Below are 15,926 nucleotides of genomic sequence, written 5' to 3' on the forward strand. Positions count from 1 at the left end.
CCGCGCCGCTTTTCACCGCCGGTTCGGCTTGATGAATACCGCTCAATCCCACTGTCCATTGGCTGGATAAAGGGTCGACGGCTACGCTGCTGCCCACAAGAACAACAACGGGAAACAGCGCTGTGCGAACCACCACCCAACACTTTCGCGAGCAGTATCGAGCCGCGGTCAGTCCGCGCTACAACCCCTGGCTGCATGGCGGCTTCGTCCTCGCCTACGGCGTGCTGTGCATTGCGGTGCTGTGCAGCACCCTGGAGCGGGTGCAGCCCCTGGAATGGCTGGCGGTGCCGGTGTCGCTGCTGTTCTTCAACCTGTGCATCTACGTGGTGCATCGCTGGCTGGGGCATCACAAGCAGCCTTTCGCCCGGCTGTTCTATGCCCGGCATACCGGCGACCACCACAGTTTCTTCACCCCGGGACTGATGACCTATGAAGGCCGCAAAGACTGGCGGGTGATTCTGTTTCCGGCCTGGCTGATCGTGGTCCACAGCCTGCTGTTCGCCCTGCCGCTGTGGGCGCTGCTGCGCCTGTGGAACGGCAACGTCGCGGCGCTGTTCGCCAGTTGCACCTTGGTCGGCTACCTGGCCTATGAAGTTTTCCATGCCTGCGAGCACTTGCCCGCCAGCCATCCCCTGGCGCGCCTACCCTGGGTGCGGCAGATGCGCCGCCTGCACGAACTGCATCACCGCCGAGAACTGATGCAGGAGCGCAACTTCAACATCGTCCTGCCGCTGATGGACTGGCTGTTCGGCACCTTGCACTGGCAACCGGAAGAAGTACCGGCCCCCACTCCCTTTCCTGACGAGTCCACGCCCATGACCCGCATGCAGCATCAGATCGAGATCCCCCGCAGCGCCGCCGCCACCCTGGCCTACGCCGCCAGCCCATGCTGCTGGCCACAATGGCATCCATCCTCTCTCAAAGTGTTGGGTGACGATGGCCCCCTGTTCGCCGGGCAGGGTTTCGAGGAAGACATCCATGCCGGCGGACGCAGCGGCCACCTGAGCTGGCAGGTCCGGGAGTACCTGCCGGGGCACCGCTGGCGTGCCACCGCCCGGGGCGATCATGGCCTGGAGCTGCAAGTGACCTATGAGTGCCAAGCGCTGACGGGCGAACGCACGCGCTTTGTGCGGACCCTGGAATACCGCTTCGACAACCTGCTGATGCGCCTGGGCAATCAGCTGTTATTCAAACGGCGGATAGAGCGAGAATCCGCCGCGTCATTGCTGGCATTGTGCGAGACGGCCCAACAGGCCATCCCGCTGACAACCACCGCCCCGGCCAGCAGCCCATCCTGAAGCCGACCCTGACAGGAGTCCTTGCATGAATCAGATTGCCCCCCGACGTTTTTCCCCCGGCCGCCTCCTCCTGCTGCTGGTGGTCGCGATCCTGGCGTTCCTGCTACTGGCACCGACCCGGGTCCAGCCGGTGGCCTGGACCCCCGCCCCCGCCCCCTCACTGAGCCAGGGCACCTATGCCGAGAACCACAAGCTCAAGGCGGTGCAGCCCGTGGGCGCCCGGGACATCGACGGGCCCGAGGCCCTGCTTCTGGAGAAGGACCAACTGATCACCGGCCTGCATGACGGTCGGGTGATCCAAACCAGCCTCGACGGCAGTGCCCTCAAGGTGCTGGTCAACACCGGCGGCCGGCCCCTGGGCCTGGCCCGGCATCCGGATGGACGCCTGATCATCGCTGATGCCATCAAGGGCCTGCTGGCCCTGGACCCGCAAGGCCAGTTGCAGACCCTGAGCACCGAAGCCAATGGCCTGAAATTCGGTTTCACCGACGACGTGGCGGTGGACGCCGCCGGGCGCTATGCCTATTTCAGCGACGCCAGCAGCCGCTGGGGTTATGGCCACGACGGCGAGGCGGTGATCGAGCATGGCGGCGACGGCCGCCTGTTGCGCTACGACTTCCAGAGCGGCACCACCGAGGTGTTGCTGGAAGGCCTGGAATTTGCCAACGGCATTGCCCTGGGACCGGACGAGGCGTTTGTCCTGGTCAATGAAACCGGGGCCTACCGCATCAGTCGTTACTGGCTCAAGGGCGACAAGGCCGGCAGCCATGACCTGTTCATCGACAACCTGCCGGGGCTGCCGGACAACCTCAGTTTCAATGGCCGGGAGCGCTTCTGGGTGGCCCTGTATGCACCGCGCAATGCCCTGCTCGATGGCACCGCGGCCTATCCCCTGGTGCGCAAGATGCTGGTACGGGCCATGACCGTGCTGCCCAAGCCGGTGGAAAAGCGCGGCTTTGTCCTGGGACTGGATACCCAGGGCCGGGTGATTGCCAACCTGCAGGATGGCAGCAGCGGCAACTACTCGCCGATCACCACGGTGCGCGAATATGGAGACGACTTGTACCTGGGCTCCTTGAGTGCCAGCCATATGGCGCGGCTGCCATTGAAGGAGGCGCTGGCGCCTTGAGCGTTAGAGTTGCGGGGAGCCACTGCGGGGGTCAGGGCGGACGAGCCGCGCTGGGAGAAATCAGGGCGACAAGCCAGGCTGCTAGAAGTTTAGGCGGCAAGCCGCGCTGTAGAAGTTAGGGCGACAAGCCGCGCTGCAGAAGTTAGGGCGGCAAGCCGCCCTGGGGGAGCAAGCTCCCTCGCAACGGTTTGGGAGGTCAGGAACGGGCGGTGAGTTTCTCGGAGATCTCATCCTTGATCAGCAGGCGCTTTTCCTTGAGTTTCTTCAGTTCGTCGTCTGCGGCGGCGGCTGCTTCGGCCTTGAGCACCTGGTTGTCGATGCTGGCGTACTTGTCGAACAGCGCATTCAGGTGGGGGTCACTGGCCCGACGCTGTTGAATGTCCTCTTTGCTGCAGCTCAGGTCCTGGTAAAGGTCGTGGATCACCGGCATGGAACACCTCCGTGGTTGATGGCAACAAGGGCTTCATTACGCCCCTGCCAGTGATCAGAATGGGCTTGGCGCCCCGGGTCTGTCGACCGCCAATCAGACCAGCGGTAACCGTTCGTCACGGGCCCCTGTTCTGGATCAATTTCCGGCCAGGGCCTGGGCCAGAAACGCCGCGGTACGGCTGTTGCGCTGCGTGGCCACATGCGCCGGCGTGCCGCAGGCAACCAGGGTGCCGCCCTGGTCGCCCGCGCCCGGGCCGATGTCCATGACCCAGTCGGCCTGGGCCACCAGGCGCATGTCATGCTCGACCACCACCACGCTGTGGCCCGCCTCCACCAGTTTGTCCAACTGTTCCAGCAGACGGTCCACATCCCGTGGGTGCAGGCCGGTGGTGGGTTCGTCCAGCACGTACAGGGTGGCGCCCCGGGCATTGCGCTGCAGCTCGGTGGCCAGCTTGATGCGCTGGGCCTCGCCGCCGGAAAGCTCGGTGGCCGGCTGGCCCAGGCGCAGGTAGTCCAGGCCGATGTCGCGCAGCACTTGCAAAGCGCGACGGATGCCGGGCTGTTGCGCGAACACCGGCAAGGCCTGCTCGACACTCAGTTGCAGTACCTGGGCGATGTTCAGGCCCTGCCAGGTCACGGCAAGAGTCTCGGGGTGGTAACGGGCCCCATGGCAAGTGGGGCACGGGGCGAAGACGCTGGGCATGAACAGCAACTCGACGCTGACAAAGCCTTCGCCCTCGCAGGCCGAGCAACGGCCCTTGGCCACGTTGAAGGAAAACTGCCCGGCGTCAAAGCCGCGCTCCCGGGCGGCAGGGGTGGCGGCAAACAACTTGCGCACCTGATCGAACAACCCGGTGTAGGTCGCCAGATTGGAGCGCGGGGTACGGCCGATGGGTTTCTGGTCCACCTGCACCAGGCGCTTGATCTGCTCCAGGCCGGCACTGACCCGGCCGCCGCTGCTCTGCGGTTCATCGTCTTCCAGGTCCAGCTGCGGCGCCTCCTCGCCGCCGGCCACCTTACCCAGGTGGGCCCCCACCAGTTCCAGCAGGGCCTGACTCACCAGGCTGGATTTACCGGAACCGGAAACCCCGGTCACGGCGGTGAAACAGCCCAGGGGAAACGCCGCGTCCAGGTTCTTGAGGTTATTGCGGGTGATGCCCTCCAGGCGCAGCCAGTCCCGGGGCTGGCGCGGAGTACGCCGGGCCGGGGCCTGTTCGGCAAACAGATAGGCCCGGGTCTGGGAGGCTTCGACGGCTGCCAACCCCGCTGGCGGCCCGCTGTACAGCACCTGGCCGCCGCGCTCCCCCGCCGCCGGGCCAACGTCCACCAGCCAGTCGGCGCGGCGCATGGTCTGCACATCGTGCTCCACCACAAACACTGAGTTGCCCGCGGCCTTGAGTCGTTGCAAGGCCTCGAACAGGGCCTGCGCGTCCGCCGGGTGCAGGCCCGCCGAAGGCTCATCCAGCACATAGATCACCCCGAACAACTGCGACCCCAACTGCGTGGCCAGGCGCAGGCGCTGCAACTCGCCGGACGACAGGGTCGGGGTGCTGCGCTCCAGGGCCAGGTAACCCAGCCCCAGGTCAGTCAGGGTGCTGACCCGTTCCAGCAGATCCTGGGCGATGCGTTGCGCGGCCAGGCGCTTCTCCAGCGAAAGGTTGGGGGTATGCCGCACATCCGGCGCGCCACGGTGCTCCGGGGCACCCTGGGCATGGCGCTGCTGGCGCGCAGCCCGGGTCTGCGCCTGGCTCAGCACCTCATCACCGGCCGCCGCCTGCTCCAGGTAGTCGGCCGCCGCCACAGGCCGGAGCACCTCGGCCAGTTGCAGCAACGGCAGGCGCGACAGTTCGCCAATATCCAGCCCGGCAAAGGTCACCGCCAGCGCCTCGCGCTTGAGGCGCTTGCCTGCGCACAGCGGGCACGGGCTGCCGCGCATGAATTGCGACACGCGCTTTTTCATCAGCGCACTCTGGGTGTGGGTGAAGGTGTGCAACACGTAGCGCCGGGCACCACTGAAGGTGCCCATGTAGCTGGGCTCCTGTTTACGCTTGAGAGCTTCACGGGTCTGCTCCGGGGTCAGCCCGGCGTACACCGGCACCGTGGGGGTTTCCTCGGTGAAGAGAATCCAGTCGCGCTGCTTTTTCGGCAGGTCGCGCCAGGGAATGTCCACGTCGTAGCCCAGGGTCACCAGGATGTCCCGCAGGTTCTGCCCCTGCCAGGCCAGGGGCCAGGAAGCCACGGCGCGCTGGCGGATGGTCAGCGAAGGGTCCGGGACCATGGTCGCTTCGTTGACCTCATACACCCGGCCCAGGCCGTGACACTCGGGGCAGGCACCCTGGGGTGTGTTCGGCGAGAAGTCCTCGGCATACAGCATCGCCTGCCCCGGCGGGTAACTGCCGGCCCGGGAATAGAGCATGCGCACCAGGCTGGACAAGGTGGTCACGCTGCCCACCGAAGAACGCGTGCTCGGCGTACCGCGCTGCTGTTGCAGGGCCACCGCCGGCGGCAGGCCGTCGATCCGGTCCACATCCGGCACCCCCACCTGATCGATCAGCCGTCGGGCATAGGGCGCCACCGATTCGAAGTAGCGGCGCTGGGCCTCGGCGTACAGGGTCGAGAAGGCCAGGGACGACTTGCCCGAGCCGGACACCCCACTGAACACCACCAGGGCATCCCGGGGAATGTCCACGTCGACATTCTTCAGGTTGTGTTCGCGGGCGCCACGCACCCGGACAAAGCCGGAACTGTGGGTGGGCAGCGTGCTCGTCAGGAGATCACGGGGGGCGTTGCGCGAAGAAGTCATGGACCTGCCTGGAGTCGAAATTCGGGAAGTGTCGCAAACGGCGCGAGCGGCGATCATCACACAACCTGCAGGTGCCGGGGCAAGCCCTGAAGCGGCGGCGCGGAAAGGACTCAGGCCCCCAGCAAGGAGCGCACCATGGCGCTCAGGTCCTCGGGGCCGTAAGGCTTGCTCAACAGATGAGTGTCCGGGCTGAGCTGATGATTGCGCGAAATCATGTCCCGGGTGTGCCCCGAGGTGAACAGCACCGCAATCGGCGGTGCCTGGGTCCTGGCCCAGGTGGCCAGATCGGTGCTCTTGATCCGGCCGGGCATCACCACGTCGGTGAAGATCAGATCGACCTTGAGCCCTGCCATCAGCAATTGCATGGCGGCATCGCCATTGGCCGCGGTACGCACCCAGTAGCCCTCGTGCTTGAGCATTTCCACCGCCGCACTGCGCACATCGGCGTTGTCCTCCACCACCAGGATGCGTTCCTGCCCTGTTGGCCCACGCGCCGGGCAGGCCGATGCACGCTGGGCCTCCTGAGCGACACTGCGGGCGAAATACATCTGCACCCGGGTGCCCTGCCCGGGAAGGCTGAGGATGTCGATATGGCCGCCGCTCTGCTTGACGAACCCGAACACCATGCTCAGGCCCAGGCCGGTGCCATGGCCGTCGGACTTGGTGGTGAAAAACGGCTCGAAAGCCTGCTTGAGCACTTCAGGGGACATGCCGCTGCCGCTGTCGGCCACGGTCAGGCGCAGGTACTCGCCGGGGTTGATGTCCTTGCCGGCACAGAAGCTGCGGTCCAGCAGCAGATTCTCCGCGCTGATGCTGATGGTGCCCTCGCCGCCCATGGCGTCCCGGGCATTGATTGCCAGGTTGAGCACGGCGTTTTCCAACTGATTGCGATCCACATGGATGCACCAGGGTTGGTCGGGCAGTTGCACCTTGATAGCAATGGTTTCACCCAGGGCGCGCTGCAGCAGTTCACCCAGCCCCTCGTACAGATGGCGCGGGTTGTAGATCGCCGGCGACAACGGCTGGCGCCGGGCAAAGGCCAACAGTTGGGCCGACAGCTTGGCCCCGCGCTCCACCGCCGCCAGTGCGGCCCCGGTACGGCGCTGCACATTGGCGTTGTCCGGCTCATGGCGGGCCAGCAGGTGCAGGTTGCCGGAAATCACTTGCAGCAGGTTATTGAAGTCATGGGCCACGCCACCGGTGAGGCCGCCAATGGCTTCAAGCTTCTGCGCTTGACGCAACTGCTCCTCGGCGCTCAGCCGTGCATTGACCTCTTCCAGCACCCGCTGCTCAAGGTTGCGGGTCATCTGCCGCAGGTCATCCTCGGCGGCCTGCCGGCGCTGCTCGGATATCACATGGGCGGTGGTTTCCACGACGATGGCAATAACCCCGGCCGGGGCCTGGTCGTCACCGGCCACCGGGCTGTAGTAGAGGTCCAGCCAGACGTTTTCCGGTTCGCCGTTGCGCAGCAGCACCAGTTCCTTGTTGCGGTAGGACAAGGTGCCGCCACTGAGGCAGGTGTTCATCACGCCGCGATTGAACTCGGCCACTTCCGGCCAGCCCAGCTCCACCGCGCAACCCAGCAGATAAGGGTGGCGCCCGCCAGCGAACACCGCGTAGGCATCGTTGTAGATCATGTAGCCCAGCGGCCCCCAGAGCATCACCATCGGCACCGGCGAGCCGAGCATCAGTTGCACTGTGCTGCGCAGGCTATGGCTCCAGTGCTGCAATGAACCCAGGCTGGTGACGGACCAGTCGAAGGCACGGATGCGTTCGGCCATCTCGCCTTTCCACCCCTGGCACCCGTGATGATCTGATAAGAACGGCATGAACGGACTCTACGAAAAACGTGATACAGCATGGGTTTTCAAGAGGTTGCGCACAGCCTCCAGAGCCTTTGAGCACGGCCCGGGCGGATGGTTTCACGGTTTTCAGCCCTGGACCGGAAAACCTGGACACGCCCGGTTCAACAGCACTGAAGAGACAGGATAGGCGATCCCGGCCAGTCCAGGAGGACGCCAGCAAGCGCCTCCCAGACAACGGGCGGATTGCCCGCCCGCAAGGACCTCAGTCGGTGCCGTATTTCGGCGAGCGCGGACCGTACAGCAGACCGGTGCGTTGCCCGGCCGACAGCAGGCGCTGGCTGGTGATGCCGGCGATCGGGTGCCCGGCGTCGGTGGAGGTGTTGATGATCTGCTTCACCGCGGCAGTGATCAGCATGCCCACCAGGCCGCCGCTGTTGCCGCTGTTGCCTTCCTCGCTGGAGGCGCGAGCGCTGCCGGTCCATAGGGTGGTGCCGGTCTTGAGGTCCACCAGGGTGGCGCTGGCGGTGACCACGGTCTCGCTGCTGATCAGCATGTAGCTGGTGCCATATTCCTTGACCGTGATGTACAGCCCGGCGTCGGCACCGAAGATCTGGTTGAGCTTGGCCGGCGACAGGCCGTGGATGTCCGCCGGGTTGGTCAGGCCGTTGTGGCGGAAGGTTTCATCCACCACGGCAATCGGCATCACGTAGTAACCGGCTTCGGCCAGGGGAAAGGTCACCTGGGACAGCATGCTGTAGGTGGCCTTGACGTCCGGCGACTCATTGAGCGGCGGCAGCACCAGGATCGACTTCGGCCGGGCCTGCTTGTAGGCCGAATAGTCCACGGTCTTGGGCGCGGCGCAGCCCACCAGCAGGCTGACGCTCAACAGGCCCAGGAGGTTGCGCAAGGTGGTGAAGTTCATTGGGCGGCTCCCTGCTTGGCGTTCTTCAACAGAAAGTCCATGTACGAGGCAGACTCGGGGAACAGCGCCTTCTCGGTATTGAACTGCTGCACCATCTGGTCATCCTTGCCCAGGCCCGCATAGAGCATGCCCAGGTGAGCGTGGTAACCCGGCGGCACGGCCTTGCCGGTGGACTTGATCTTCTGCAGGTCGCGCTCCAGCGCCTCGACCTGTGCCTCGCGGGCTTCCTCGCCCTTGAAGTATTCGTAGGTCTGGGCCTGATAGGTTTCCCACTGGTACAGCGTCTTCGGCCCGCTGCAACCGGCCAGCAAAACGCTGCCCAGCAAGGCGCCGGCCAGCAGTGGCCGCGCGGTGATGGTCTTGAACATGCTTACGTCTCCCTGTCAGCAATATTGATCAGCGGCCGGGTTTCCAGGCCCCGGTATCGATGGCTTCGACCATGCGGTTGACCGCCTCGCGCATGGCCAGGTCCAGCACCTTGCCGTTGAGGGTCGAGTCGTAGGAAGCGGTGCCGCCAAAGCCGATCACTTCACGGTTGGACAGGGCGTACTCGCCGGCGCCCTGGGTGGAATACACCACTTCGGAAGTGCTGATATTGACGATGTTCAACGCCACCTTGGCGTAGGCCACCTGGGTCTTGCCGCGGCCGAGAATACCGAACAGCTGGTGGTCGCCGGTTTCCTTGCGGCCGAACTCGGTGACGTCGCCGGTGACCACGAAATCCGCGCCCTTGAGCTTCTGCGCCTGGCCCTTGATCGCCGCTTCCTGCTGAATCTCGCCCATGTTGTCGCGGTCCAGCACGTTGAAACGGTTGGTCTGCTGCAGGTGGGTGATGAGGATGGTCTTGGCCTGACCGCCGAGGCGGTCGACGCCGTCGGAGAAAATCCCGCGCATGTAGCTGGAACGGTTATCGAACTTGCCCACCGCCATCGGCACCCGGGCCCCGGTCCACACCTGGCTGGCGCTCTGGACCTTTTCCACCGGCAAGGCGCGGGAGCTTTCAGTGGCGCAACCGCTCATGCCCGTCAGCACCGCCAGTGCTGTAGCGGACAACATCAACTTCGAGATCACTCTCACTCTAGGTTCCTTTTTGAGTATCCATTTGGGTGCATCGTCTAGATGCACTTTCGCCCTGCCGTAAGTCTCTGGCCCCAGTCTGTGCGGGCTCGAAAAGCATCGGCGGGACGTTCTGAAACTTGATGCAGGGGGCATCATCGGCGGCGATTATGCCAAAGCGCCATCATGCCGAAAAGGAATAAAAAATCATTAGCGTCCACCTGTGATCGCTCCAAAACCTCGGGCCGGGATCTGTGTCGCCGCTGCCGCAGGCTGCGAACGGCTCCGCAGGAGACGCAAAGTCCTGAGATCGCTAGAGGCTCGACGGCAGATCGCCAAGCAAGGCCCTGCGGGCCTTTGCGCAGCCTCGCCAAAGCTCGACAGCGGCTACAGGCCAGTGCCGAGCCAGGCTTTTGTAGCCGCTGCCGCAGGCTGCGAACGGCTCCGTAGGAGACGCAAAGTCCTGAGATCGCTAGAGGCCCGGCGGCAGATCGCCAAGCAAGGCCCTGCGGGCCTTTGCGCAGCCTCGCCCAAGCTCGGCAGCGGCTACAGGTCAGTGCCGAGCCAGGCTTTTGTAGCCGCTGCCGCAGGCTGCGAACGGCTCCGAAGGAGACGCAAAAGTCCTGAGACCGCTAGAGACTCGGCGGCAGTCAGCGAAAGTCCCGACTGCGCACGCTGATGCCATCCAGCAACGGGCTCAGATCCGTCAGGCGCCCGGCAATCAGGTGGCGCACTTCACCCACGGTTTCCAGGGTGCCGTCGACCTTAAGCAACTGCGAACCCACCAGCACCCGACGCTGGCGTTCGGCCAGGTCGCGCCAGACCACTACATTGACGTTGCCGAACTCATCTTCCAGGGTGACGAAGGTCACCCCGCTGGCAGTGCCCGGGCGCTGGCGTCCGGTGACCAGCCCGGCCACGCTCACCGAACGCCCGTGCTCCACCTCCAGCAGTTCCCGGGAACTGCGGCAGCGCCGGGCCTTGAGCTGCGCGCGCAGCAGCGCCAAAGGATGGGGCCCCAGGGTGGTGCCGAGGCTGTGGTAATCGGCCTGCAAGTCTTCGCCGACGCTGGGCCGGGGCAGGCTCACCGGGGCTTCCTCCTGGCGTGGCAGCTCGGCAAACAGCCCCAGTTGCTTCTCCACCCCGGCCACTTCCCAGCGCGCCCGATAGCGATCTCCGGCCAGCGCCCGCAAGGCTCCGGCATCCGCCAGCAGCTCCTGGGCGCGGACATCCAGCCGGGCGCGCTCGGCCAGGTCGGCAATATCGACAAAGGCCCGCTGCTGCCGGGCGCTTTCGATGCACCGGCCGTCCTCCTGGCGAAAGCCCTTGATCATGCGCAGCCCCAGGCGCACGGCAGGCTGCCCGGACAGGCCCTTTTCAGCGCGTCCGGGTTGGGCAGGGAGCGGCTCCAGGCTGCAGTCCCAGTCACTGGCGCTCACATCCACCGGCAGGATCTGCAGACCATGACGCCGAGCGTCCTGGAGGATCTGGTCCGGACTGTAGAAACCCATCGGCCAGCTGTTGATCAGGGCGCAGGCGAAGGCCGCCGGTTCGTGGCACTTGAGCCAGCAACTGGCGTAGGTCAGCAAGGCAAAACTGGCGGCATGGGATTCGGGAAAGCCATAGCTGCCAAAGCCCTTGATCTGCTCGAAGATCTGCGCCGCGAACTCGTCGCTGTAACCGTTCTTGCGCATGCCTTTGCGCAGCCGTTCGCGGTGCGGCTCCAGGCCGCCATGGCGCTTCCAGGCGGCCATGGAACGGCGCAACTGGTCGGCCTCCCCCGGGGTGTAGTCGGCAGCGACAATGGCGATCTGCATCACCTGCTCCTGAAACAGCGGCACGCCCAGAGTTCGCTTGAGCACCGCTTCCAACTTCGGCGACGGATACGTCTCCGGCTCTTCACGGTTACGCCGACGCAGGTAGGGATGCACCATGCCGCCCTGGATCGGCCCGGGGCGGACGATGGCCACCTCGATCACCAGGTCATAGAAGTTCTGCGGCTTGAGCCGGGGCAACATCGACATCTGCGCCCGGGACTCGATCTGGAACACGCCAATGGTGTCGGCGCGGCCGATCATCTGGTAAGTGGCCGGGTCTTCGGCCGGAATGCTGGTGAGGCTGTAGCGCTGGCCGCGGTAGCCGTGGATCAGGTCGAAGCAACGGCGGATGGCGCTGAGCATGCCCAAGGCCAGGATATCCACCTTGAGCAGGCCGACCATGTCCAGGTCGTCCTTGTCCCACTGGATCACCGTGCGCTCGGCCATCGTCGCGTTTTCCACTGGCACCAGATGGTCCAGGGGCTGCTCGGAAATCACGAAGCCACCGGGGTGCTGGGACAGGTGCCGGGGAAAACCGATCAATTGCCCGGTCAGGCTCAGGACCCGGCGCAGCACCGGGCTCTCGGGATCGAACCCGGCCTCCTGCAGGCGCTCGACACTGGGCGGCGTATCGCTCCAATGGCCGCAGCAGTCAGCCAGGGCATTGACCTGATCCGGCGGCAAGCCCAGGGCCTTGGCCACATCGCGCACCGCCCCGGCGCCGTGGTAGGTGCTGACCACCGCGGTCAGCGCCGCGCGATGCCGGCCGTAACGCTGGAACACGTACTGCAGCACCTCTTCGCGGCGCTCGTGCTCGAAATCGACGTCGATGTCCGGCGGCTCGTTGCGTTCCCTGGACAGGAAGCGCTCGAACAACAGGGTCGAGCGATCCGGATCGATCTCGGTGATACCGAGGGCGAAACACACCACCGAGTTGGCCGCCGAACCCCGGCCCTGGCAGAGAATGTGCTGGCGCCGGGCAAAATCGACGATGTCGTGCACGGTGAGGAAATAACTCTCGTAGCCCAGGTCGCAAATCAGCGTGAGCTCCTTGTCGATCTGCTTCAGTACCTCGGCCCGAGCCCCGGCCGGCCAGCGGCGCAGAATGCCGCGCTGGGTCAGCACCCGCAGCCAGGACCCGGCATCATGCCCCTCGGGCACCAGCTCCCGGGGGTATTGGTAGCGCAGTTGGCCGAGGTCGAAAGCGCAACGCCCGGCGATGGTCAGCGACTCGTCGAGCAGGGTTTGGGGATACAGCCCTTGCAGCACTTCGATGGGCCGCAGGTGACGCTCGCCATTGGCGAACAGGCGCTGCCCGGCCTCGGCCACCGGCAGGTGATGGCGGATCGCGGTCATGGTGTCCTGCAGCGCCCGGCGCCCGCGCACATGCATGTGCACATCGCCACAGGCCACGGCTGGCAGCCCCCATTGCGCGGCCAGGGCCAGCCGATCCTGCAGGCGCCGGGCATCGTCCTGGCCGCAATGCAGTTCCAGCGCCAGCCATAGGCGCTCGGGGAATATCTGGCGCAGCCAGTGGCCGTGGTCCGGCGCCGGGCCATCGTCCGCCAGCCACAGGGCCAGCAGCCCCGGCAGCGGTTCGGCAAAGTCTTCGCGCAGCAGGCGATAGCTGCCCTTCTCGGCCCGGCGCCGGGCCCGGGTGATCAACCGGCACAGGCCCTGGTAACCCGCCAGGTCCTCCACCAGCAGCACCAGGCGCGGGCCGTCCTCGACCTGCATTTCGCTGCCGATGATCAGCTTGAGGCCAGTATCGCGTGAGGCCTGCCAGGCCCGGACAATCCCCGCCAGGGTGCATTCATCAGTGATCGCCAGGGCCTGATAGTCCAGGGCCTTGGCGCGCTGGAACAGTTCCTGGGCACTGGAAGCACCACGCTGGAAACTGAAGTTGGACAGGCAGTGCAGCTCGGCGTAAGCGCTCATGCGAACCAGCCTTGCAGCAGCAAGGGCCCGGGCTCGCCGACCTGACGATAGGCCCAGCCCTGCTGGCCGGCGCAGGTTTCGATCAGGTAATAGTCGCGGCGCACGTCGGCGCCGTCCCACCAGCCGGACTCGATGCGCTCCGGGCCCATGAGAATCCGCACGCTGCCTTCGTTCAGGGCCTGGGGTTCAGTGAACAGCCAGCCAGGACGGCGCAATCCGGGGCTGGCCGGACAGGGGCGCGGATCAGTCTGGGCCTGCCAACTGCGCTCCGGCCGGTGATCGGCGCGATGCCCCAGGCCCTGCACCGCGTCATCCCCCAGGCGGGCCCGCAGGCGTTCGCGCAACTGCTCCCAGGGCAGGTTCTGCTGCGGACGCGGATCGAACAGTTCAGTGTGCTGGGGCACGAACAGCGGCAAGTCCTCGGCCACCAGCCGCAGGTTGCGCACCGGCGCCGGCACCTGGATCTGCTCTAGGCGCCCGCGGGCCAGTTCAAACAGCATCGCCGGATCGCGCTCGGCACTGAGCAACCCCACCGGGATCAGGGTGTCGGCACCTTCGGCATGCTCCAGGTGCAGGGCGAAACGCTGCACGCCGCTGTCGCGGCCACAGAGAAAGGCCGCCAGATCGGCGGTCAGCCGACGCAAGGGGAACAGCAGCGCCTGATGAGACAGCACATCGAAATTCAGCTCGATGCGCAGGTCGAAACGATCCGGCGGCTGATAGAACGCCAGCCCCAGCGGACGCTCGCCGAGCAAGGTGTCCAGGTGCTTGAGCAAGCGGCCGTCAAAACGCCGGGCCAGACTGGACCGGGGCAGCTCGCGCAGTTGCTCGAAGCTGCGCACCCCCATGCGCGACAGGGCCGTGGCCTGCTCCGGGGCCAGGCCCAGGCGCTCGATGGGCATGGCCCCCAGGGCCTGGACCAGGGCCGCGCAGTCGGCCACCGCCAAGCCGTCATAGGCATTGGCCAGGACCCGGGCTGCCGCCGGGTTGGGCGCGACGACGATGCGATGACGAAAGCCCAGGGCCTGCAACTCCCGGCGCAGGCGCGCCTCCAACTGCGGCCAGGGGCCGAACAGGCCCAGGCTGGACTCGATCTCCAGCACCAGGGTACGGGGGTAGGCAACGCTGACCTGGGAGCTGAAACCGTAGGCCCAGGCGGCCAGAAACTGCTGCCAGTGCTCGATCTGCTGCGGGTCGTATTCGGCGCTGGCAAAAGCCTTGGTCAGGGCCTGGGCAGCGGTCAGCGATTGCCCGGGGCGCAGGCCCAGCTCGCGGGCGGCGCCATTCACCGCCTGGATCACTCGACGCTGCGGGGTGCCACTGAGCAGCGCCAGGGGCGCCTCGGGTTCGGCGCGCTGACGCAACACCGCGTCCAGCGCCAATTGCGGGAACAGAATGCACACCCAACGCATGCCAACCTCAGTGCCCGGCGGGCCAGGCAATAGGCGCCGGATGGGCCAGTCCGCCCCGGCACTTGAGCACCCGCAACTGCACAGGGCGGCCCTGCACGCTGATCCTCAAGGCCGCCGGCGACGGGTTGTGCGCGGCGTCCAGGGGCCGGTAGGCGAAGGCCAGGGTCTGGCCGCTTTCCGCCGCCACCTGCAAGCGCCGCAGGGCGCGGTCGTCGACTTGTTGCGGCCAGCACAGCACCGCGCCGCAACTGCCGGAACGCAGGCATTGCTCGGCGGCCCACAGGGCATCGCGCTCCCCGGCCTGGATGATCGACAGCTGGCGCACATCCACCCCGGCGTTCTGCCAGGCCTGGGGATAGGGCACGAACGGTGGCGCCACCAGCACCACCCGCTCCCCCGCCATGGTCAGCCGCGCCAGGCTCGGCCACAGCAACTGCAGCTCGCCCAGGCCCTGGGCGGCAATGAGAATTTCCGTCAGCGCCGCCTCCGGCCAGCCGCCCGTGGGCAGCACCGCATCCAAAGCAGCATGCCCCGTCGGGTGCAGGCTGACCGGCGCAGACGCCGGGCGGCCTTTCCACACCCGTCCGCCATTGAACAGGGTATCCAGTGCGACCACGGCGCCCATCAGCCTGGCCTCACCAGACCGCAGAACACACCTTCGATAAACAGTTCGTGGTCGTCGGTAACCTCGATCGGCTGATAGGCCGGGTTGCGCGGCAACAGGCGAATGCCCTGCCCCTTGCGCTCGAAACGCTTGATGGTGACCTCGCCGTCCAGGCGGGCGATCACCGTCTGGCCGTTGCGCACCTCACTGCTGCGGCGCACCGCCACCAGATCGCCGTCGAGGATGCCGTCATCGATCATCGAATCGCCCTGGACCCGCAGCAGGTAATCCGGAGTGCGGGAGAACATCCCCGGGTCCAGCCACAACTGACCGTGTATTTCGGCATCGACGCCAATCGGTGCACCGGCGGCCACCCGCCCCAGCACCGGGATCTCCAACAGCTCCGGGCGCCGCGGCTGATTGAGCAGGCGAATGCCCCGGGCCTGATGGGGGTTGACCTCGATAAACCCGGCCTCGGTCAGCGCCAGCACATGCTTGCGCGCCACGCTGCGCGAGGCAAAACCGAACGCCTCGCTGATTTCAGCGAGGCTCGGGGGCTGGCCGTGATCGGCGATGCGTTCGCGGATAAAGGTCAGGATGGCACTGCGGCGGGGGGATAAAGTCGTCATGGAGTACATTTGTACTCCTCTCGGATTTATCTGACAAGAACCGCCAATCAGTCCTGCCAGAAAACCAGCGTAGAAGTCGATGAA

At 66.0% G+C, this 15,926-nt stretch carries 12 protein-coding genes; 2 read left to right on the forward strand and 10 right to left on the reverse strand.

The features are described 5' to 3' along the window. The first annotated feature begins 122 nt into the window (after positions 1 to 122). Together PFZ56_RS24060 and PFZ56_RS24065 are read left to right on the forward strand one after the other, a co-directional pair. Complete coding sequence (locus PFZ56_RS24060) at positions 123 to 1,298, forward strand: SRPBCC family protein (protein ID WP_170003531.1); 1,176 nt, start codon at positions 123 to 125, stop codon at positions 1,296 to 1,298. 25 nt (positions 1,299 to 1,323) lie between these two features. Continuing rightward, positions 1,324 to 2,427, forward strand: coding sequence for an SMP-30/gluconolactonase/LRE family protein (locus PFZ56_RS24065; RefSeq protein ID WP_170003533.1), 1,104 nt, complete (start codon positions 1,324 to 1,326; stop codon positions 2,425 to 2,427). A 196-nt stretch (positions 2,428 to 2,623) separates the two neighbouring features. Here PFZ56_RS24065 and PFZ56_RS24070 read toward each other — a convergent pair whose 3' ends face one another. The 10 genes from PFZ56_RS24070 to lexA all read right to left on the reverse strand — a co-directional run bounded on the left by PFZ56_RS24070 (position 2,624) and on the right by lexA (position 15,851). Next, complete coding sequence (locus tag PFZ56_RS24070) at positions 2,624 to 2,857, reverse strand: DUF465 domain-containing protein (RefSeq protein WP_102881581.1); 234 nt, start codon at positions 2,855 to 2,857, stop codon at positions 2,624 to 2,626. A 135-nt stretch (positions 2,858 to 2,992) separates the two neighbouring features. Continuing rightward, the gene (locus PFZ56_RS24075) at positions 2,993 to 5,659 is read right to left on the reverse strand and encodes an ATP-binding cassette domain-containing protein (protein WP_394304483.1); all 2,667 of its coding nucleotides are present in this window, start codon (positions 5,657 to 5,659) and stop codon (positions 2,993 to 2,995) included. 110 nt (positions 5,660 to 5,769) lie between these two features. Next, positions 5,770 to 7,488: an ATP-binding protein gene (locus tag PFZ56_RS24080; protein ID WP_170005090.1), complete on the reverse strand. Its 1,719-nt coding sequence runs from the start codon at positions 7,486 to 7,488 to the stop codon at positions 5,770 to 5,772. A 238-nt stretch (positions 7,489 to 7,726) separates the two neighbouring features. Continuing rightward, entirely contained in the window at positions 7,727 to 8,386 is a 660-nt protein-coding gene (locus PFZ56_RS24085; protein ID WP_102864846.1) for a DUF799 domain-containing protein, read from the reverse strand. Further along, entirely contained in the window at positions 8,383 to 8,754 is a 372-nt protein-coding gene (locus PFZ56_RS24090; RefSeq protein WP_102881584.1) for a DUF4810 domain-containing protein, read from the reverse strand. The genes PFZ56_RS24085 and PFZ56_RS24090 overlap by 4 nt, the downstream gene beginning before the upstream one ends. Positions 8,755 to 8,782: 28 nt before the next feature. Continuing rightward, entirely contained in the window at positions 8,783 to 9,442 is a 660-nt protein-coding gene (locus PFZ56_RS24095; RefSeq protein ID WP_170005092.1) for a CsgG/HfaB family protein, read from the reverse strand. A 650-nt stretch (positions 9,443 to 10,092) separates the two neighbouring features. Then, the gene (locus tag PFZ56_RS24100; RefSeq protein ID WP_394304484.1) at positions 10,093 to 13,197 is read right to left on the reverse strand and encodes an error-prone DNA polymerase; all 3,105 of its coding nucleotides are present in this window, start codon (positions 13,195 to 13,197) and stop codon (positions 10,093 to 10,095) included. After that, entirely contained in the window at positions 13,194 to 14,609 is a 1,416-nt protein-coding gene (locus tag PFZ56_RS24105) for a Y-family DNA polymerase (RefSeq protein WP_394304485.1), read from the reverse strand. Before PFZ56_RS24105 ends, PFZ56_RS24100 begins: the two co-directional genes overlap by 4 nt. Positions 14,610 to 14,616: 7 nt before the next feature. Beyond that, positions 14,617 to 15,234 (reverse strand): translesion DNA synthesis-associated protein ImuA, encoded by a 618-nt coding sequence (imuA, locus tag PFZ56_RS24110; RefSeq protein ID WP_170003161.1) that lies wholly within the window; start codon positions 15,232 to 15,234, stop codon positions 14,617 to 14,619. Then, positions 15,234 to 15,851 carry a transcriptional repressor LexA gene (gene lexA, locus PFZ56_RS24115; protein WP_102881589.1) on the reverse strand — a complete coding sequence of 206 codons (618 nt, stop codon included), beginning with the start codon at positions 15,849 to 15,851 and terminating at the stop codon, positions 15,234 to 15,236. The genes imuA and lexA overlap by 1 nt, the downstream gene beginning before the upstream one ends. Between the last annotated feature and the right edge of the window lie 75 nt (positions 15,852 to 15,926).

The sequence above is a fragment of the Pseudomonas danubii genome (assembly GCF_042980055.1).
Classification (GTDB): Bacteria; Pseudomonadota; Gammaproteobacteria; order Pseudomonadales; family Pseudomonadaceae; genus Aquipseudomonas; species Aquipseudomonas danubii.